The 19,639-nt window shown below is 53.7% G+C and carries 17 protein-coding genes; 7 read left to right on the top strand and 10 right to left on the bottom strand.

The window, feature by feature from the left end; translation table 11 throughout:
• Positions 1-3: 3 nt before the first annotated feature.
• The gene (gene nagZ / locus H616_RS0106725; RefSeq protein WP_027966679.1) at positions 4-1,017 is read right to left on the bottom strand and encodes a beta-N-acetylhexosaminidase; all 1,014 of its coding nucleotides are present in this window, start codon (positions 1,015-1,017) and stop codon (positions 4-6) included.
• A 92-nt stretch (positions 1,018-1,109) separates the two neighbouring features.
• Here nagZ and H616_RS0106720 point away from each other — a divergent pair, with 92 nt between their 5' ends.
• From H616_RS0106720 to H616_RS0106710, 4 genes are read left to right on the top strand one after another with little or no spacing between them, the layout of a single operon-like run.
• Positions 1,110-2,006, top strand: coding sequence for a prepilin peptidase (locus H616_RS0106720; protein ID WP_084155753.1), 897 nt, complete (start codon positions 1,110-1,112; stop codon positions 2,004-2,006).
• Between the two features lies 1 nt (position 2,007).
• Positions 2,008-2,640, top strand: coding sequence for a dephospho-CoA kinase (coaE, locus tag H616_RS0106715; protein WP_027966677.1), 633 nt, complete (start codon positions 2,008-2,010; stop codon positions 2,638-2,640).
• 42 nt (positions 2,641-2,682) lie between these two features.
• Complete coding sequence (yacG, locus tag H616_RS15390) at positions 2,683-2,949, top strand: DNA gyrase inhibitor YacG (RefSeq protein WP_084155751.1); 267 nt, start codon at positions 2,683-2,685, stop codon at positions 2,947-2,949.
• On the top strand, positions 2,946-3,827 hold the full coding sequence (locus H616_RS0106710) for a hypothetical protein (RefSeq protein ID WP_027966676.1): 882 nt from the start codon (positions 2,946-2,948) through the stop codon (positions 3,825-3,827). The genes yacG and H616_RS0106710 overlap by 4 nt, the downstream gene beginning before the upstream one ends.
• A 100-nt stretch (positions 3,828-3,927) precedes the next feature.
• Here the strand turns inward: H616_RS0106710 and H616_RS0106705 are convergent, their stop codons facing one another.
• From H616_RS0106705 to H616_RS0106665, 9 genes are all read right to left on the bottom strand, one after another.
• Positions 3,928-4,167 carry a hypothetical protein gene (locus H616_RS0106705; RefSeq protein ID WP_051234054.1) on the bottom strand — a complete coding sequence of 80 codons (240 nt, stop codon included), beginning with the start codon at positions 4,165-4,167 and terminating at the stop codon, positions 3,928-3,930.
• A gap of 570 nt (positions 4,168-4,737) precedes the next feature.
• Positions 4,738-5,124, bottom strand: coding sequence for a histone-like nucleoid-structuring protein, MvaT/MvaU family (locus tag H616_RS0106700; protein WP_027966674.1), 387 nt, complete (start codon positions 5,122-5,124; stop codon positions 4,738-4,740).
• A gap of 429 nt (positions 5,125-5,553) precedes the next feature.
• Positions 5,554-7,230 (bottom strand): 30S ribosomal protein S1, encoded by a 1,677-nt coding sequence (rpsA, locus tag H616_RS0106695; RefSeq protein ID WP_027966673.1) that lies wholly within the window; start codon positions 7,228-7,230, stop codon positions 5,554-5,556.
• Between the two features lie 176 nt (positions 7,231-7,406).
• Complete coding sequence (gene cmk / locus H616_RS0106690; protein WP_027966672.1) at positions 7,407-8,096, bottom strand: (d)CMP kinase; 690 nt, start codon at positions 8,094-8,096, stop codon at positions 7,407-7,409.
• Complete coding sequence (locus H616_RS0106685) at positions 8,093-10,399, bottom strand: bifunctional prephenate dehydrogenase/3-phosphoshikimate 1-carboxyvinyltransferase (protein ID WP_027966671.1); 2,307 nt, start codon at positions 10,397-10,399, stop codon at positions 8,093-8,095. The genes cmk and H616_RS0106685 overlap by 4 nt, the downstream gene beginning before the upstream one ends.
• 2 nt (positions 10,400-10,401) lie before the next feature.
• Complete coding sequence (gene pheA, locus H616_RS0106680; protein ID WP_027966670.1) at positions 10,402-11,502, bottom strand: prephenate dehydratase; 1,101 nt, start codon at positions 11,500-11,502, stop codon at positions 10,402-10,404.
• A 3-nt stretch (positions 11,503-11,505) separates the two neighbouring features.
• A complete protein-coding gene (serC, locus tag H616_RS0106675) occupies positions 11,506-12,609 on the bottom strand; it encodes a 3-phosphoserine/phosphohydroxythreonine transaminase (RefSeq protein WP_027966669.1) in 1,104 nt (367 codons plus the stop codon).
• A 17-nt stretch (positions 12,610-12,626) separates the two neighbouring features.
• Positions 12,627-15,368, bottom strand: coding sequence for a DNA gyrase subunit A (gyrA, locus tag H616_RS14385; RefSeq protein ID WP_035572711.1), 2,742 nt, complete (start codon positions 15,366-15,368; stop codon positions 12,627-12,629).
• 124 nt (positions 15,369-15,492) lie between these two features.
• Positions 15,493-15,915 carry an acyl-CoA thioesterase gene (locus tag H616_RS0106665; protein WP_027966668.1) on the bottom strand — a complete coding sequence of 141 codons (423 nt, stop codon included), beginning with the start codon at positions 15,913-15,915 and terminating at the stop codon, positions 15,493-15,495.
• A gap of 206 nt (positions 15,916-16,121) precedes the next feature.
• Between H616_RS0106665 and H616_RS0106660 the strand changes: the two genes are divergently transcribed.
• Genes H616_RS0106660 through H616_RS0106650 form a run of 3 tightly spaced genes read left to right on the top strand, consistent with a single transcriptional unit; the run spans position 16,122 to position 19,547 of the window.
• The gene (locus tag H616_RS0106660; protein ID WP_027966667.1) at positions 16,122-17,078 is read left to right on the top strand and encodes a recombination-associated protein RdgC; all 957 of its coding nucleotides are present in this window, start codon (positions 16,122-16,124) and stop codon (positions 17,076-17,078) included.
• A 25-nt stretch (positions 17,079-17,103) separates the two neighbouring features.
• On the top strand, positions 17,104-18,342 hold the full coding sequence (locus tag H616_RS0106655; RefSeq protein WP_027966666.1) for a 1-acyl-sn-glycerol-3-phosphate acyltransferase: 1,239 nt from the start codon (positions 17,104-17,106) through the stop codon (positions 18,340-18,342).
• A gap of 29 nt (positions 18,343-18,371) precedes the next feature.
• Entirely contained in the window at positions 18,372-19,547 is a 1,176-nt protein-coding gene (locus H616_RS0106650) for a cation diffusion facilitator family transporter (protein ID WP_027966665.1), read from the top strand.
• Positions 19,548-19,639: the final 92 nt, after the last annotated feature.

The raw sequence follows: 19,639 nt of genomic DNA, 5'->3' as shown, positions 1-19,639 counted from the left end.
CAATCAACTATCACACAACGACTCCAGGTGGGCATGCACGCGGCGCCAGCGCCCCAGTGCCTCCAACGCATCCAAGTCCGGCCTGGCTCGGCCATAACGCAGCTTTTCTGGGCGCCGAGTTCCTTTGCCAATACAAAAATCGACAATCTCAAGCGCCGCAGCACGGTCATTGCATACCAACAGCATGTCACAGCCGGCGGTTAGCGCCTGCTCTGCACGCTCGCTGGGTGAGCCGGCACTACAGGCACCCAGCATGCTCAAATCGTCCGAAAAAATCGTTCCTTTAAAATCCAGGGTCTCTCGCAGCAGGCCCAACCATAGCGGAGAGAACCCTGCAGGACGGTGATCAAACTGCGGATACACCACATGCGCTGGCATCACACCACCAAGCTGAGAGGCCAGTTGCCTGAAAGGCCGGAGGTCAATCTCCATGATCTCAGACATAGGACGATCATCTACCGGCAACTCAAGGTGAGAATCTGCCACCACACCACCGTGACCGGGGTAGTGTTTGCCAACAGCCGCCATACCTGCGCTACCAAGCCCTTCAACCAGAGCGCCTGCCAGCGCCGTCACCCATTCTGGGTCCGAGCTGAAGCTACGGTCACCGATGACCGATGAAAGCCCGGTATCAACATCCAGTACCGGCGCAAAGGTGATATCCAACCCGCAAGCCGCCATCTCCATTCCTAGCAGCCAGCCCGCATCACGGCAAAGACGCTGAGCATCCTTAGGCACTGACATGGCAGCCTTAGCAAGCCGCGCCATGGAAGGGAGGCGAGTCACCCCCTGGCGCAGCCGCTGTACGCGACCACCTTCTTGGTCCATAGCCAGCAACAGCTCTGGACGTACACGGCGAATATCACGGCACAGCTCGCGCACCTGGCTGGCCTCTTCCACGTTACGGCCAAACAGGATGACACCGCCTACAGATTCATGACGCAAAAGATCGCGTTCCTCGTTGCGTAGCTGGGGGCCTTCTAGGTCCAGCATTACCGGTCCGAGTGTGTGGGTCATTTTTACTTCCTGAAGAGATCAAGGCTGAAGATTCTAGACCAATCATCCCGAAGGCGACAGTCGGCTCGGCAAACTGCTATACAGGTCGTAGAATGACATTGCGACAACAGCGTAAAAAGGAACTTAACGTGCCCTTAAACTCACCAAACGTTCTGTTATGGGGATTAACCGCTGTACTGGGTCTATGTATCGGTAGTTTTCTCAATGTCGTGATCTACCGGCTCCCAAAAATGATGGCTCACGAATGGCAAAAGCAAGCACATGAAACCTTGGGCTCAGCCATGCTCGAGCAGCACACCAAAGCTCCCCTTAACCTACTACGACCGCCATCCCGCTGTCCTGACTGCCACACTCCCATTGCCTGGCATGACAATCTGCCACTACTGGGCTGGCTAAAACGCCGCGGCCGCTGCGCTCACTGCGGCCAACAAATCAGCTTACACTACCCTCTCGTTGAGCTAGCAAGTGCGCTAATCGCTTTAGCTACGCTAGCCGTCTATGGCGCTACCCTACAGAGCCTTTTTATTGCTGGCGCTTGCTTTACTTTGCTGGCCCTAGCGGTAATTGATGCACGCACCCAGCTGCTACCCGATACACTAACACTCCCCCTGCTATGGGCAGGCCTGCTTTATCAAGTAACCTTTCACCCATCAGCGCTTGATGATGCAGTCATCGGTGCCATGCTGGGCTACCTGCTACTATGGAGTCTTTACTGGCTGTTTAAACTAGCGACTGGCAAAGAAGGTATGGGGTACGGTGATTTCAAACTACTGGCCGCATTAGGTGCATGGCTCGGGTGGCAATACCTGCCAACACTACTTTTGATTTCTGCCGGTATCGGTGCCGTTGCTGGCGTATTGATTCAACACCTAAGCCCTGAGCTGCGAGGTAAACCTCTACCCTTTGGCCCTTGGCTGGCACTGGCCGGCTGGTTAGCCTTACTCACCAGCACGCCCCTGCTCACACTCTTTGCAAGGATCTCACCCTGACATGACGCAAAACACCCCAATCATTGGCGTCACCGGCGGTATTGCTTCTGGGAAATCTACCGTCGCCCGCAGCTTCGAGCGTTATAACATTCCTTGGGTTGATGCCGACGACGTGGCACGCGAGGTTGTTGCACCAGGCAGCCCTGCCCTCGCCGCTATCGTCAAACGCTACGGCAGCAATATGCTTGATGCACAAGGCATGCTGAAAAGGAGCGCACTGCGCAACGTCGTTTTTGCTGATGTACACGAGCGCCAGTGGCTAGAGTCGGTAACGCACCCACAAATACGACAACGCCTTACTAAACAGCTCAACGCCTTCCGGTGCAGCCAGGCACCGTATGCCCTACTGGTTTCACCACTATTGCTGGAGTCTGGACAAGTGGACTTGGTTGACCGTATTTTGGTCATTGATGTTCCCGAAGCAATGCAGGTCGCTCGCACCGTGCAACGTGACGGCGTCAATGAAGCAGGAGCCCGCGCAATCCTGGCCGCTCAAATGTCTCGCGAGCAACGCTTGGAAAAAGCCGATGAGGTACTCGACAATAGCCGCGACCAAGAATCACTGGATGCCCAGATCGATATGCTCAACCTGAAATATCGCCAACTTGACTGTTTGCCCAACAAACATCGATAAGGCATTCTTGCCAGCCGCCCCCTAGAAGAGACCCATTAACCGATGGCGAAACAACAACCTCGTAAACAACTTGGCGAACAACTCAACAACACCCAGCCCGCTCTTGAAGTTGGCTGCCCACACTGTCAAACACGTGTGACCTGGAGCGAGCAGAGCCCTTATCGCCCATTTTGCAGTCAACGCTGCCGAATAATAGACCTGGGCGCTTGGGCAGATGAATCACACCGGATTGCCGGCGAACCCGCAATGGACGAGGCCGATCTAGATATCCTGCTCGCTAGTGCCGGGCTGGATAACGCCAGATCATGAGTGTAAAAAATGCCAGCCAGCGCCCAGCCTACCATCTATTAGCAGAACTGGAGGGGGCCTATGAACAGTTAGTTGAAACCAGTGAACAACTCTATGACTGCTGGAAACATAACCCAGGGCAGCTGTGGTCTTTAAACCAACAGCCGGCAACCAACGACTGGTTACGCAATGCGCTGTTTGATTACTGGTATCAGGATGGCCAAGACGGCCGAGCGACCAATAGCTACATAGGACTTGTCGCGGCTAGACCCGCCGTTATGGAAGCTGTTGCAACAGTCAATCAGGCAAAAGCCCACTTTGCTCAACTGATCGCGTCAATTCGTCAAGACGCTCCTAAGCTAATCGCTGAAATCAAAACAGTGATCCCCTTTCGGCATCCCAGCTTGCACGATCATCTCAGCGGTAGCGGAATGGCCAGGCTACATATCAAGCAGTGCTGGCGAGCAATTCCTACCGCCCCCGCCAAGACGCGCAGAGTACAACTGGCCTGGTATGTCAGTGGACGGTCCATCAAGCGACTGAGTGTTAACGATGCCGAGCGCATGTTAATGGCTCTGGATACCGAGGCCGCACACATCCGCCAACAACTAAAAGCCTTGGCCAGCATACAACGCAGCGAGCCACTCGCCCAAATGCAGACACAGGCTCCTGTAATGCGCGCCAACCTATTTTTTGATACGCCGCTATCTAACGGAAAAGTGCGTCAGGCAAAGAATATTGCCTTACCGCTTTTTGTACCCAGCGTTGACGGGCAGCTACCCGAACACAATCAGCCAGAAAAACAACCGCCAAACAAGCGACAACGCGCCATACGCAGCGACCAGCGGCTAGAAGAGCAACCTTTTCTCCCTAGCATAAGAGCCTATCGTTACCGTTGAGGAGGCAAGACTTCATTTCGCTCGCTTTGCCAAATAAGTCAGCCCGCCTTGTTTTCGGACTCACGTCACAGCTGTTTAGCAAAGCGTTGCGCTTTAGGCTTTAGGTCAACTTATCAAGCGCAATCATCGTCGTTAGCAGCTCACTGACGTCTGCTGCGGGCTGCTGATAGTCTTGCATTAAATCGGCTAGCCGTTGCTCAAAATCAGACTCTCTCAGCGCGTCATCTGAGGCCTGCTTTTCATTGGCAGATTGAGACGTTTCTTTTTCCAAAGCAAGCAAAGCATCAGCAAACGCATCATCAAGTTCGCGGAATTTGCGAAGCTTTTCACGCTCATCCATAGGTTTCTTCGTATAGTGATGTTTCATGCGCTTAAAAACGACTCCAGCTAAGCTCCCACGCAATACATTCCGCGGGAATACGTGCAGCAGCTATGTTAATGCGCAATGCTGCGTATCATTAATAATATTAAAAATCAAATTGTACTAACTTTACGTCGTTCTATGCTAATCTCAGCGGCTTTCATCACCATAGAAGAGACAGGCGCAGTATAAACACCGCCAATGGAACGAAAACGCCAACACAGCACCGAACAAGCGTTATATCACCGCCAGCAAGATACCACATACACTGCAACAGCGATAATGCCTTTCGAATAGCATAAACATTGAAAGCTACCGCAAACGCTAAACACTTCAGCGGGAAAGTCAGGTGGGCCAGGGGCCTGCTGACAGCGCCTGTTGCCTATGACAACGACGACTATCAGAAGAACCTGACCCGCCTCATTACCGACTGCCTCAAGAGCAGCTATGGCACTCTTACACTAAAGAAAACTGTGCATCCCTATTAACCACAGAGCGGTGATAGCCACACCACACCCGGCTTACTGCGACAAACCGACGCAGCTGGCATCAGTCGTCAACACGCACCACCCAAGACTCAACTGTCTCGCGTCCATGCTCATCCTTCCAGGCTTTCAAAACCTTGTGGTTTCCACCACGTGTTTCAATCACCTCACCGCTATTAGGGTTTTTATACACTTTGAGGCGACGACGACGACGAGAAGTTCCTGTCGAAGCAACCCCTCCGGAACGCTCTGCTTCTTCGATCGGCTTTGGATCAAGCAGGCTAATGACATCACTGGCCGTCTTGTCAAACTCTGCCATTAACTCTTCAAGCTTTGATTTGAACTCAAGCTCTACCTTCAGACGACCATCGTTTTCCAGCTTTGCCAGATCAGATTGCAGCTCTTTGAGAAGCTGCTCTTTACGCATGTAATTACTAAGCAATGATGACATTTGGCTTTCCTGAAAAGTTATTGACGTATTTCTAGGCGCATATTGTTACGCCAAAAAGAACTTTTCGCAATACCATTTAAAAAAAACAATACAAACACACTCACAACTAGTGCAATTGATTAGCCTAAACACTGAAGCAAACAGTAAAAGCTAACCTAACGGATCGCAATAAATTAAGGTTTTACTGCTCAAAGGAAAATATTACTGAACGACTACACACTATCGACTCACAATGACACAAAGATCACAGCTTCTATATGATTATATCGTAACTGACTCTTTGCCCTCTCACTTTTTAACCAATGACCCCTTACCCAACAAGACGTTTCCCAGCGGTTATTTTATCGAAAAAAAAGCGCCACCCTAAGGCGGCGCTTTGACTAATACAGTAGCTACCGATACCGAAGTATCATGCGCTAACTATCACGCTTAGTCCTGACCCATTTGCTGCTTGATCAGGTCACCAATGGTGGTCGGCCCGTCACTTTCAACATCCTGGTCACGCAGTTTGCTGAGATTGCGACGCGTGTCGTCCTGATCCTTAGCCTTAACCGACAGACTAATCTGACGGTTCTTGCGATCAACACCAATGATGCGCGCTTCAACGCTATCACCTTCATTGAGCACGTTGCGGGCATCTTCTACGCGGTCAGCACTGATTTCAGATGCCTTGAGTACGGCAATAACATCCGTAGACAGCTCAACCTGAGCTTCCTTAGCATCAACCTCAACCACACGGCCAGTCACGATAGCACCCTTGTCGTTAACTGCGAGGTACTCAGCAACGGGGTCAGTATCAAGCTGCTTAACACCCAACGAGATACGCTCACGCTCAGGGTCGATCGACAGAATGACCGCTTCGGCTTCATCACCTTTCTTAAATTGACGCACAGCTTCTTCGCCAGTGTCGATCCAAGAGATGTCTGACAGGTGGACCAAACCGTCGATACCACCATCAAGACCGATGAAGATACCAAAGTCAGTGATCGACTTGATGGTGCCAGAGACACGATCACCTTTGTTGAACTGGGCGTTGAACGTCTCCCACGGATTCGCTGTGCACTGCTTAATGCCCAACGAGATACGGCGACGCTCTTCATCAATATCCAAGACCATCACATCAACGTCGTCGCCAACCTGAACAACTTTAGACGGGTGAATGTTCTTGTTGGTCCAGTCCATTTCGGAAACGTGAACCAAGCCCTCAACACCCTCTTCCAACTCAGCAAAGCAGCCGTAGTCAGTGAGGTTAGTGACGCGCGCATGAACCTTGGTGCCTTCTGGGTAACGGCCCTTAATGTTGACCCACGGATCTTCACCCAGCTGCTTCAGACCCAGCGATACACGGTTGCGCTCGCGGTCAAACTTCAGCACCTTAACGTTGATCTCGTCGCCAACGGCAACAATTTCACTCGGATGCTTGATGCGCTTCCACGCCATATCGGTGATATGCAGCAGGCCATCAACGCCGCCCAGATCAACAAAAGCACCGTAGTCAGTCAGGTTCTTAACGATACCCAGAATCTGCTGTCCTTCCTGCAGAGTCGCCAGCAGCGCTTCACGCTCAGCACTGTTTTCAGCTTCCAGAACGGCACGACGTGATACCACCACGTTGTTACGCTTGGGATCGAGCTTAATGACTTTAAAATCAAGCTCTTTATTTTCAAGGTGCGCAGTATCACGCACCGGACGCACATCAACCAGAGAGCCCGGCAGGAAGGCGCGGATAGAATCCACATCGACAGTAAAGCCGCCTTTGACCTTGCCGTTGATCACGCCCTTGACGATTTCTTCTTTTTCGAAGGCCGCTTCCAGCACCTTCCACGCTTCGGCGCGCTTGGCCTTTTCGCGGGACAGGCGAGTCTCACCAAAGCCGTCTTCTACAGCTTCCAGCGCGACGTGAACTTCGTCACCCACAGCAATAGACAGCTCACCGCTGTCGTCACGGAACTGTGAAGACGGAATCTGACCTTCCGACTTCAGACCCGCATTAACAGTAACCCAGTCACCGTCGATATCGACGATAGTTGCCACGACGATAGCGCCGGGCTCCATGTTGATGTCCTGAAGAGACTGTTCAAATAAATCAGCAAAGCTTTCGCTCATGATGTTCCTACGTGATCAACGTTGAGTGCGGTAAAACCGCTTTTCTCCGCACCACCAGCGAGTGCGGGCCATTTCAAATACCCTCGGGGGTGTTAGCGCTGGTTCAACCTGGCCAGACTTGCAGACAAAGCGTCTAACCACGTCATCACACCGTACCGAAGGAGCCGCAAGGGAGTTCAGGTGACAGTCACAAGACCGCGATTAGCCAACAGTTCGGTCAACCGATCCACCACTTCCGGTATTGTCAGGTGAGTAGTATCCAACTCGACAGCATCTTCTGCTGGCACGAGAGGCGCTACTTCGCGCTGCATATCACGTGCATCGCGCGCCTGAATATCTTTTAAAAGACTCGATAGACTAGCATCCACTCCCGCCTCCCGCAACTGCGAATAGCGCCGCCTCGCCCGTTCCTCCGCTGACGCAGTAAGGAATATCTTAAGAGGAGCATCCTGAAAAACCACCGTGCCCATATCTCGACCATCAGCCACTAAACCGGGGGCCTGACGAAAGTCTCGCTGGCGCTGCAACAGCGCCTTGCGCACTGCCGGCAGCGCAGCAACCCGCGATGCAGCGTCCCCCATCTGCTCGGTACGAATCGCCCCGCTGACGGCCTCGCCCTCAAGCAGTACTTGCGGCGTATCCCCGCCAGTCTGAAATGTAACATCGAGATGTGCTGCCACATGAGCCAGCCCTGCCTCATCGTCCAGCGCGACAGCGTGACGTGATGCTGCCAACGCAGTCAATCGATACAACGCGCCACTATCCAGCAAATACCAGCCCAGCTGGTCGGCAACCAAGCGACTAATCGTACCTTTCCCTGCGCCGCCAGGACCATCTACCGTCAGTACTGGTGCTGATTGATTCATTCAGCCTCCTGCTCGAGATGCATGCCGACATGGCGAGCCAGTTCAATAAAGCCCGGAAAAGAGGTCGCCACATTAGCGCAATCATCAATCAAAATGTCATCCGACGCACGCAAAGCAGCAACAGCAAAAGACATAGCAATACGATGGTCACCAAGGCTATCAACCCTCCCACCTCCGTACTGGCACTCAGCAAGGGCATGCCCTTTGTCATAACCAACGATATCAATGCCGTCGTCCAATAAACGGTACTGAATACCCAGCACGTCAAAGCCATTGGCCATGGCCTGCAGCCGGTCTGACTCTTTGACACGCAACTCTTCGGCACCACGCAATCGCGTGATGCCTTCGGCATTAGCTGCGGCCACAAAAAGCGCCGGAAATTCATCGATGGCCAACGGCACTTGGTCTACAGGAATATCAATGCCTTTTAACGGCGCATAACGAATATGCAAGTCGGCCACCGGCTCACCGCCAACATTACGCTCATTGAGCAAACGCAAGTCCGCACCCATGGCCTGAAGAATAGTAATTACGCCGATACGCGTCGGATTAATACCCACATGCTCCAACGTCAGGTCTGACCCGGGAGTAATTGCCGCCGCAACCAAAAAGAAAGTCGCCGAGGAAATATCCGACGGAACATCGATGGGGGCCGCCGTCAGCTTTCCGCCGCCTTCAAGCCAGCAGGTATCGCCATCACGCTCCACCCGATAACCAAAACCATTGAGCATTCGCTCAGTATGGTCTCGTGTTGGCGCGGGCTCGCGAACCCGTGTTTCGCCCTCGGCATACAGGCCAGCAAACAGCAGGCAAGACTTGACCTGAGCACTAGCCATAGGCATATCGTAGTGGATGCCCTTAAGCGACGCTCCGCCATGAATCGTCAATGGTGGCCGCCCACCTTCGGCAGTGTCGATCACCGCTCCCATCTGACGCAACGGATCCGCGACCCGCTCCATCGGCCGCGCAGTTAACGAGGCATCCCCCGTAAGCTCACTGTCAAAGCGCTGACCAGCCAGCAACCCCGCAAACAGGCGCATTGCAGTGCCCGAGTTACCAACGTAAATCGGGCCAGGCGGCATCTTAAGGCCATTCAAGCCCACCCCATGTACGCTGACTCGCCCCTTATCCGGTCCTTCTATGGCCACGCCCATTTCACGAAACGCTTGAAGCGTGGCCAAACTATCTTCGCCTTCCAAAAAGCCGCTGATCTGAGTTATGCCTTCCGCCAGCGCACCAAACATGATCGAGCGATGAGAAATCGACTTGTCGCCAGGTACACGAATACGCCCCTGCACGTTACCACCGGGACTAACCCGGTAGCGCAGCCTGCCCTGCTGTTGCATTGTATACTCCGCCTGATAACTGGATTGGTTCAATAGCGAATCAAAATAGTGCCGTGCATGACGGGCGCGTCCCAACGTAACCAGCATGGCATCACCATCGCGCTGCTCTACTGCCTGGCGCAGCCGAGCTATCCCTGCTTCAAAGTCTGACAGCGCATCAAGCAATGCCTCCTGGTTAGCCATGAAAACATCACGCCACATCACCGGATCACTTCCGGCGATACGCGTGAAGTCACGAAACCCACCAGCCGCATAACGAAAAATATCCAACCGGTCGTCTTGGCGCGCCAGAGTATCCACCAAGGAAAACGCCAGAAAATGCGGTAAATGGCTGGTTCTTGCCAATACCTGGTCGTGATGGCTGACGTCCATTTCCAGCACGTCAGCACCTGCTGCCTGCCATAACGCCATCACTCGAGCGATAGCCTGGGGGTCAGTGTGCTCGTTAGGCGTCAGAATGACCTTATGCCGCTCAAACAAATTCGCTGTTGCGGCTGCTACTCCACTTTTTTCAGAGCCAGCAATCGGATGCCCCAGCACCATGTTGTTTGGCACCGCCCCAAACACCGCGACAGCATCATTAACCATAGTGCTTTTGGTGCTGCCAACGTCAGTTATCACCAGCTCTGGCGACGCACTCTCAAGCAACGGGGCCAAGGCATGCAGCACGCCACGCATCGCCATAACCGGCACGGCCAGCACGATCATGCTGACACCGTCTAGCAAGGCGTGACTGAGCCGCACATCACCGCCATCAATTAACCCCATGGCAATTCCCTGAGCGACTTCATCAGGATCAGCATCACAGGCAACAATATTAACGCGACCTGGCAGCGTTGCTGTTTCAGCCTCAGCATCGCCGCTCGTCTTGTCAGCTCGAAGAGCTGCCGCGAGCGAGCCGCCGATCAGCCCCAGCCCAACAATCAGAACACGCTTCTCGTCGACGAGTTCAGACATGCTTAAAGCACACCCACCGGGTAGGAACCTAACACCTTCATCTCAGCCGCACGCTGGCTAACTTCTTCAAGCACAGCGGCCACCCTCGGCTCACCGTGATGCCCCTTAAAGTCAATGAAGAACACATAGTTCCACACACCACTGCGCGACGGACGGGTTTCTAGACGCGTCATATCAATCTGATGGCGATGAAAAGGTTCCAGCAACTCATGCAACGCACCCGGCTGGTTGCGCATGGCGACCACAATAGAGGTTTTATCGTCGCCAGACTGAGGAACCCCCTGATCACCAATAATCAAAAATCGTGTGGAATTGTCCGGTTGATCTTCAATCTTTTCGGCAATATGCGTCAGGCCGTACAACTTCGCTGACATATCGCCAGCAATGGCTGCACTATGCCATTCTGTCTTAACCAGGCGTGCTGCCTCGGCATTGGACGATACCGGCACGCGCTCAGCATGCGGATAATGTGCATCCAGCCATTTTCGGCACTGGGCAAAAGACTGCGGGTGCGAGTAGATTCGCGAGACTTTATCGCGCCGCGTGGTTTCAGACACCAGTAAATGGTGGTGTATCCGCAGCACCACTTCACCACAGATGTTCAAACCAGACTCCATGAAAGAGTCCAGCGTGTGGTTAATCACACCCTCAGTAGAGTTTTCTACCGGCACCACACCGTAGTTAACAGCGCCAGCTTCAACCTCGCGGAACACCTCATCAATCGCTGCCATCGGCAAGCTGATGGCACTTTCCCCAAAGTGCTTGAGCGCCGCCTGCTGAGTAAACGTGCCTTCCGGCCCAAGGTAGGCCACCTTAACCGGCTGCTCAAGCGCTAGACACGCTGACATGATTTCGCGGAACAGGCGCGCCATTTCCTCGTCAGACAGCGGCCCGTTGTTAAGCGCCATGATACGGCGTAGCACTTGGGCTTCACGCTCAGGTCGGTAGAACACAGCATCATCAGCGCTTTGTTGTGTTCCGGTCTTAATCTCTGCCACTTGGCGCGCGCAGTCGGCACGCTCACTGATCAAACGCAGAATATCACTATCCAGTTGATCAATGCTGTCACGCAGCGCATTCAGTGTTTGTGGGGTCTCTGCCATGGGTTATCCCCTACGTTGTTCGAAGTCAGCCATGAAGCTGATCAAGGCATCCACCGCTTGCTCAGACACCGCGTTGTAAATACTGGCCCGCATACCACCCACACTGCGGTGCCCCTTGAGGTTCAATAACCCAGCGGCCTCTGCCTCTTGCAGAAACAGGCTATCGAGGCGTTCGTCTGTCAGCACAAAAGGAACATTCATGCGCGAGCGATTAGCCAGTGCGACGGGGTTGGCATACAGGCGACTTTTATCAATGGCGCTGTACAGCTTTTCCGCTTTGCGTGCGTTGATCGCCTCCATGGCGTCAAGCCCGCCCACCTCATTTTTGAGCCATTGAAAAACCAGGCCTGCCAAATACCAACTGTAAGTGGCCGGTGTGTTGACCATCGACCCGCCTTTAGCGAGCGCCTGATAGCCCAGCAGAGACGGCATGCCAGCACACGCTTGATTCAGCAGATCATCGCGGACAATCACTACCACCAGCCCTGCAGGGCCGATATTTTTCTGCGCCCCCGCATAGATGACACCGAAGCGTGAGACATCCAGTGGCCCAGACAAAATATTGGATGACATATCACATACCAGCGGCACTTCGCTACCATCCGGGCGAACCGCATGGGGGATATAGTCAAACTCAAGGCCACCGATGGTCTCATTAGAGGTGTAGTGCAAATACGCCGCATCTTCGCTAAGTACAATATCTTCCTGTCGTGGTAACGACTGGTATCCGCCAGCTTGACTACTGGCCGCCACATGGGCTGCACCAAACAGGCGCTGCGCCTCGTCAATCGCCTTTCTGCTCCAGATACCTGTGTCCAGGAAATTAGCCGTCCCTCCTTGTCCGAGCAAGTTATACGGCACGGCAGAAAACTGCAGCGAGGCACCACCCTGGGTAAACAACACGCGATAATTTTCGGGAATTTCCAGCAACTCACGCAGGTCTTTCTCTGCCTGCTCAGCAATCGCCATAAACTCACTGGAGCGATGACTCATCTCCATGACCGAAAGCCCACACTCTCGATAATCCTTCATTTCATTGCACGCGCGATCCAGCACCGCAATAGGCATCGCAGCAGGACCAGCACAGAAATTAAAATGTCGTGTCATTACTATTCAGCGCCTGTTCAGGATTCCTGATCAGTGCCACCGGCCTGCTCGCCGTCAGCACGCTCTTCGGGATGTATTTCACCGCCATTACCATCACTGTCTTCAGTGTCACTGATGCAAGCGTCGCCACCATCATCGGGCAGTTCATCAATACGCACCGTTTTCACCAACGACTCATCGCCACTCATGCGAATCAGCGTCACCCCTTGGGTATTGCGCGAACTGATAGACACCTCCTCAACGCGGGTACGCACCAAGGTGCCACGATTAGTGATCAGCATCATTTCATCATTACTGCACACCTGCATGGCAGCGACCAGCCCACCGTTACGTTCACTGGTCTGCATGGCGATAACCCCTTGCCCACCTCGCCCACGCAGCGGAAACTCCTCCAACCGTGTGCGCTTACCGTAGCCATTTTCTGACGCAGTAAGAATATAGATCTGATGATTATTTGGCTCTGAGACATCAGTGCTTACGCTTTGCTCAGCGCTGACTTCAACCTCGGCACTGTCTTCAACATCGATCTTCTGGCTTTGCGGGATAATCAGGCTGATCACCTCAGCACCGTCCAGCAGACGCATGCCGCGCACACCACGCGCCGTTCGTCCCATGGAGCGAACGTTACCCTCTTCAAATCGAATTGCCTTGCCATTAGAAGACAGCAACATGGCATGGTCAGAGCCGCTGGTAATCTTGGCGCCCACTAACCGGTCGCCCTCTTCCAGGTCAATCGCAATCAAACCGACACTTCGTGGCCGTGAAAACTGCTCTAGGCTTGTGCGCTTGACAGTACCCCGCGCAGTGGCGAAGAAAATATAGCTATCCGGCGCGTAGTCACGCACGGGTAAAATCGCGTTAATCGACTCACCTTCGCTCAACGGCAGCATGTTGACCAGCGGCTTACCTCGCGAACCACGACTAGCCACCGGCATTTCATACACCTTGAGCCAGTAGACCTTACCGTGATTGGAAAACAACAACACCGTATCGTGAGTCGATGCCACCAGTAGATGTTCAATCACATCTTCATCTTTCATTGCTGTCGCTGACTTACCACGGCCACCGCGACGCTGCGCCTGATAGTCAGACAGCGGCTGCGTCTTGGCGTACCCCGTACGCGACACGGTCACGACCATGTCTTCTTCGGCAATCAGGTCTTCCATCGACAGATCAAGGTGGCTGGCCTGAATTTCAGTACGACGCTCATCACCGAACTGGTCACGTACGGCAATCAGCTCTTCACGAATCACTTCCAGCAGACGCTCAGACGACGCAAGAATTTCCATCAGCTCGGCAATTCGCTCAAGAATGCTGGTGTACTCATCAAGCAGCTTTTCTGTTTCAAGCCCAGTCAAGCGATGCAAACGCAACTCAAGAATGGCCTGCGCCTGGGCTGGCGATAACCGATACTCTCCACTGTCATCACTCAGGCCGTAGCCCTCTTCCAGCTCTTCAGGCTTACATGATGTCGCGCCAGCACGCTCTAACATGCCGGTGACTTTGCCTGGCTTCCATGTGCGCGCTAACAGCCGCTCGCGGGCCTCACTCGCTGACGGAGAGGCTTTAATCAGCTCAATGACTTCATCAATATTGGAAATCGCGACGGTCAGGCCTTCAAGCAAATGGCCGCGCTCTCGCGCTTTTTTTAGCTCAAATAACGTACGCCGAGTAACAACTTCACGGCGGTGACGAACAAACGCCTCAAGCACTTCTTTGAGGTTCATTATTCGGGGCTGGCCGTGCTCAAGCGCCACCATATTGATGCCGAATACATTTTGCAGCTGAGTCTGAGCAAACAAATTGTTAACCAGCACATCACCGGACTCGCCACGCTTCGTCTCAATGACAACCCTCAGGCCATCTTTGTCAGACTCATCACGCAGCTCGGCGATGCCCTCAATTTTCTTGTCTTTGACCAGTTCAGCAATTTTTTCAATCAACCGCGCCTTATTCACCTGATAAGGCAACTCGGTGATAATAATATGATCACGACCTGTTTTATCGTCATGTTCAATAGTATGCAGCGCACGCACGTAAATTCGCCCGCGCCCAGTGCGGTAGGCTTCTAGAATGCCCGCTCGCCCATTAATGATACCGGCGGTAGGGAAGTCAGGCCCCGGAATGTACTCCATAAGGTCATCAATGCTCAGCGTGTAATCATCGATCAACGCTAAACACCCATTGATAACCTCTGTCATATTGTGCGGCGGGATATTGGTCGCCATACCTACCGCAATGCCCGAAGAGCCATTGATCAGTAGATTAGGCACTCGAGTCGGCAGCACGTCTGGAATACGCTCAGTGCCGTCATAGTTATCGACCCAGTCGACCGTGTCTTTTTCAAGATCAGCCAGCAACTCATGCGCCAAGCGCGCCATGCGCACTTCGGTGTAACGCATGGCGGCGGCATTATCGCCGTCAATCGAGCCAAAGTTACCTTGGCCATCCACCAGCACATGCCGCATAGAAAAATGCTGGGCCATGCGTACGATCGTATCGTAAACCGCACTATCACCGTGGGGGTGGTATTTACCGATAACATCACCGACCACACGGGCCGATTTTTTATAAGCCTTGTTCCAGTCGTTGCCCAGCTCATGCATAGCAAACAGCACCCGCCGGTGCACTGGTTTCAGGCCGTCGCGCACATCCGGTAGCGCTCGGCCAATAATCACGCTCATCGCGTAATCAAGGTACGACTGCTTCAGTTCGTCCTCGATATTGACTGGCAGAATCTGTTTAGCGATGTCACCCATGGGTCGTCGAATCCTTTGCACTGCAACAGGTTGGCGCGTCACGCAAGCGTGACATTTGGCGCAATAACAGCGTCACATCATACCACCCCAAGCGATGCAAAGGCAGCGGGCTATTCACAGCGGACTATTCCATCACCAAAGGCATCAACGCCTCTCGCAGTGCCCCGTCGACAGGAACCGCTTTATTGGCGGCCACATCCAGCAGCACAAAAGTCACATCGGCGCTGGAAACTAGCTTGCCGTCGTTGGCGCGACGAATACCCTGATGCATTCGAGCGCTACGCGTTCCCAGCTCAGCCAAGCGGGTCTCAATCTGTAGGTCGTCACCCTCTACTGCTGCACGGCGATAATCAATATTAAGGTTAACCGCAACAAAAGCCACGCCAGCGCGTTTAACCACCTCAAATAGCTCAGGGCGTTCATCGAAATACCCCCAACGTCCCTCCTCCAGAAATTCCAGATAACGCGCATTATTAACGTGGCCATACCCATCCAGGTGGTAGCCACGAACACGAATCGGCGTAACAGTCGTCACAGACGTTTTCATAATATTTTCTCTACACAGTTATCAAAGCTTGCATTAACGCGTGAATAAAATCTTGGCACTCAGCGATTCTAGCCAGCACGCGAGCAGATATTCAAACGGGAGTTTTAATATACCCATATCTCGGTAACCAATATGGTCTCACTGCTGGCACCCCTGCCCACCATTAGCCATAATGCCTCCCTATTTTGTTTGCTGGGAAATGCTTCATGTGGTTCAAGCACTTGCATCTTTACCGCCTACACGGCGCGCCACAGCTGGATACGGCGGCCTTTGAAGAGGCCCTCAACGCACAGGCATTTCGCCCACTGGGTGGAAGTGAGCCAAGACGACTCGGCTGGTGCCCTCCCGCAGGTCGTGCGGGGCATCAGTTACTGCATGAGCTTCAGGGCCAGCGTTTGATGACAGCACTGCGTCAGGAGCGCTTACTTCCAGCAGCGGTAGTGCGCGAAGAGCTCGAGGAGCGCACCAGCACCATCGAGACTAGCGAAGGTCGCAAATTACGCCGTCAGGAAAAACTTGCCCTTAAAGAACAAATCTACGACGAGTTACTGCCTCGCGCTTTTGTACGCAGCCAAAAAGTTGATTTGTGGTGGGATACAACCCGGTCGCTGATCGCGATTAACACCGGCAGCCGCAAGCGTGCTGAGGAAGTTCTCGACCTGCTTCGCGAAACACTGGGTAGCTTAAAGGTCACGCCACTGGCCACTCAAACACTCCCCATACGCGCCATGACAACCTGGCTTGGTGACATTGGCTCGCGCCCACAAGACATGGTGCTTGGCGACCAGGTCGAGCTTAAAGCCAAAGGTGATGAGGGTGTGCTGCGTGCTCGTCAAATAGAACTGGATAGCGATGAAATCCAGCAACTATTGGAAAGCGGGCGCCAGGCCAGCAAACTGGCACTGGGACTCGAAGGACGGCTCAGCTTTGTGCTGCACGATGACTTGGCGGTCAAATCGTTGCGTTTTGATGACACCCTGATCGACGAAGCCTCTCAGTCAGACGACGGCGATGATGCCTTAGTACGCTTGGAAACCGATTTTCTGCTAATGACCCAAGCACTCGGGGAAAGTATCGAAAGACTGGTGACCTGGCTCGGCGGCGAGGCCAGCTCGCAGACAACGCCTCAAGCGACCACGCAGCCCACCTCCCATTCCGCATGATCGATAATGGCGCAACAAGCACACCATGAACAGCGATAGAAACAACAACCTCAGCCACACCGAGACGACGGACCACGAGCAGGATCCGTTTGCAGCAATTCGGCCATACCATGACAACGAAGTTGCCGAGGTATTAGCACGCCTGGCCCACGACCCTGAGCTGCTTGACGCACTGACCCAATACCGGCTGCCACGCTTGGCTCGGCTGATGCCGCGTGTGGCACGGGCTCTGGCCAGTCTCGTTGTGCGCAGAGAAATACGTAACGTTCACACCATCAGTGAGTTTCAAAGCCGCATCGCCAGCTACATGCAGCGTATGATACGCACCACAACCGACAGCTTTTCGGTAGAAGGACTTGATGCCTTAGGCGAGCTCAAGGCCGATACCGCTTACCTGTTTATTGGCAACCACCGCGACATCTCACTGGACCCCGCTTTTGTCAACTACGCGCTTTACTTGTCTGGGCGCGACACGGTACGCATAGCCATCGGTGACAACCTACTCAAGAAACCTTACGTCACTGATCTTATGCGGCTTAACAAAAGCTTTATTGTGCCGCGCAGCTCGCGAGGCAAACGCGCTATGCTGGCTGCTTATCAGTCGCTTTCTGCCTATATTCGCCACTCAATCACCGCAGACAACCATTCCATCTGGATGGCTCAGCGCGAAGGCCGCGCCAAAGATGGCATTGACTGCACCGACCCCGCCATCATCAAAATGATCACCATGGACCGCCGCCGCAACGATCGCACAGCAAGCATTGGCGACGCCGTAGCCGAGTTACGCCTAGTTCCGGTATCAATCAGCTACGAATACGACCCCTGCGATATACAGAAAGCACGTGAACTTGATGCCGTTCAGCGTAGCGGAAACTATGAAAAGCAGGATTTTGAAGACATCCAGTCCATCGTCGCTGGCATCACCGGCCACAAAGGGCGTGTAATGCTGCGTTTTGGCACCCCTCTAGATGCCAACCATAATAGCGCTGAAGAGGTCGCGGCCGAAATCGATCGCCAAGTACTACAAGGCTATGAGCTGTTTCCCAGTCACTACTTGGCCCTTGAGGCCCTCGGTGATGCCCCGGAGCTGGTGGATACAAGCGCGATTACTCACGCTGATCGAATGCGTTTCAAAGCGCGGCTTGATGCCGTTCCAACGTCACTTCAACCTCTTTGGCTCGCCCAGTACGCCAACCCTGTCAAATCTCATGCCAATAGCCGCCCTGCGCTCACCCCTGGTGCGTCAGAGCAAGCCAACCTATAACTTACCGTTGATGAGAGAGCAGCACCTCAATGGGCACACAAACAACAGCACAGCAACGTTTACAGAACACACGTAAAGCCCATCGCGCCACCTTGCTTGGCGCAGGCATTGACCTAGTCATTGGCATAGCCAAGCTGATTACTGGCTCGCTGGTCGGTTCTGCCGCCCTGATCGCCGATGCCATCCACTCTTTCTCTGACTTAGTGACCGATATTTTCGTGCTGGCCGCAACACACTATGGCCGCCAGGAGCCTGACAACGACCACCCTTACGGGCATGGCCGCATCGAAACGCTAGCCACCCTGCTGCTGGGTAGCATGCTGATTTTCGTTGCCGGTGCTATTGCGTGGTCCAGTCTGGAAAATCTGCTTGCTGATCAAGCCGTCAACACCCCGGGTTATTGGGCAATTGGCCTTGCTGTTATCGGGGTACTATCCAAAGAGTGGATCTTTCGCTTCACCTTACGCGTCGCCAGAGAAGTTAACTCCTCGCTGCTTGAGGCCAACGCTTGGCATTCACGTTCTGACGCCCTATCAACCGTGGCGGTATTGATTGGGCTGATTGGCGCCCAGCTGGGCGCAGGCTGGGCAGACACCGTTGCCGCCTTGATAGTCGGCCTGATGATTGGTCATGTTGGCGTAAGGCTAATGTGGGAGTCCAGCCGCGAGCTTGTCGATACTGCCCTGCCCCCCGAGGAGCAGCAGGCATTACTCGATATTGCCAGCGCGGTCCCAGGTGTTCACGGTGTCCATGACCTGCGCACTCGCAACGTAGGCAGCGACGTATTACTCGATTTGCATATTGTCGTAGCACCACGGGTTACTGTGTCGGAGGCTCATGGCATCGGCAATGCCGTGTGTCGCCGCCTGTACAAAACCTACCCCAAAGTCACCGATGTCACCTTTCATATTGACCCCCAGGACGATACTGGAGCACCAGACATCGACGTCGGTGCTGACCTGCCTTTACGCAATGACGTCGAACGTCAACTAGACAACGTGTGGCAGACCTATGCGATTTGGCAGCAACGTATTGATATCAACCTGCACTATATTGACGAGCGCATCGATATCACCCTGTTTGTACCAGAAAGCCAGCCTCCCTCAAACCTTGACACCATGACGCTAACGCTGCGCAACGCCGCCTCCGAACTGGAGTGGATGGGCCAGTTGCAACTGTGGCAGGGAACGGTCAATGATGCATGACCCTGTCACCAAACATGCTATCGTCCCAGCTAATCCTCTATAACATGCCCATCAGTGACTCATTTCATGTAGCGAAGCGCTGCTCAGAAAAC

Source organism: Halomonas halocynthiae DSM 14573 (assembly GCF_000425725.1).
Lineage (GTDB): Bacteria > Pseudomonadota > Gammaproteobacteria > Pseudomonadales > Halomonadaceae > Halomonas > Halomonas halocynthiae.
This window is presented reverse-complemented; position numbering and strand designations above follow the sequence as displayed.

Bases quoted from the DNA above. Each gene is read 5' to 3' on its own strand.
- nagZ (WP_027966679.1), bottom strand. From the start codon at position 1,017: ATGACCCACACACTCGGACCGGTAATGCTGGACCTAGAAGGCCCCCAG.
- H616_RS0106720 (WP_084155753.1), top strand. From the start codon at position 1,110: ATGACATTGCGACAACAGCGTAAAAAGGAACTTAACGTGCCCTTAAAC.
- coaE (WP_027966677.1), top strand. From the start codon at position 2,008: ATGACGCAAAACACCCCAATCATTGGCGTCACCGGCGGTATTGCTTCT.
- yacG (WP_084155751.1), top strand. From the start codon at position 2,683: ATGGCGAAACAACAACCTCGTAAACAACTTGGCGAACAACTCAACAAC.
- H616_RS0106710 (WP_027966676.1), top strand. From the start codon at position 2,946: ATGAGTGTAAAAAATGCCAGCCAGCGCCCAGCCTACCATCTATTAGCA.
- H616_RS0106705 (WP_051234054.1), bottom strand. From the start codon at position 4,167: ATGGATGAGCGTGAAAAGCTTCGCAAATTCCGCGAACTTGATGATGCG.
- H616_RS0106700 (WP_027966674.1), bottom strand. From the start codon at position 5,124: ATGTCATCATTGCTTAGTAATTACATGCGTAAAGAGCAGCTTCTCAAA.
- rpsA (WP_027966673.1), bottom strand. From the start codon at position 7,230: ATGAGCGAAAGCTTTGCTGATTTATTTGAACAGTCTCTTCAGGACATC.
- cmk (WP_027966672.1), bottom strand. From the start codon at position 8,096: ATGAATCAATCAGCACCAGTACTGACGGTAGATGGTCCTGGCGGCGCA.
- H616_RS0106685 (WP_027966671.1), bottom strand. From the start codon at position 10,399: ATGTCTGAACTCGTCGACGAGAAGCGTGTTCTGATTGTTGGGCTGGGG.
- pheA (WP_027966670.1), bottom strand. From the start codon at position 11,502: ATGGCAGAGACCCCACAAACACTGAATGCGCTGCGTGACAGCATTGAT.
- serC (WP_027966669.1), bottom strand. From the start codon at position 12,609: ATGACACGACATTTTAATTTCTGTGCTGGTCCTGCTGCGATGCCTATT.
- gyrA (WP_035572711.1), bottom strand. From the start codon at position 15,368: ATGGGTGACATCGCTAAACAGATTCTGCCAGTCAATATCGAGGACGAA.
- H616_RS0106665 (WP_027966668.1), bottom strand. From the start codon at position 15,915: ATGAAAACGTCTGTGACGACTGTTACGCCGATTCGTGTTCGTGGCTAC.
- H616_RS0106660 (WP_027966667.1), top strand. From the start codon at position 16,122: ATGTGGTTCAAGCACTTGCATCTTTACCGCCTACACGGCGCGCCACAG.
- H616_RS0106655 (WP_027966666.1), top strand. From the start codon at position 17,104: ATGAACAGCGATAGAAACAACAACCTCAGCCACACCGAGACGACGGAC.
- H616_RS0106650 (WP_027966665.1), top strand. From the start codon at position 18,372: ATGGGCACACAAACAACAGCACAGCAACGTTTACAGAACACACGTAAA.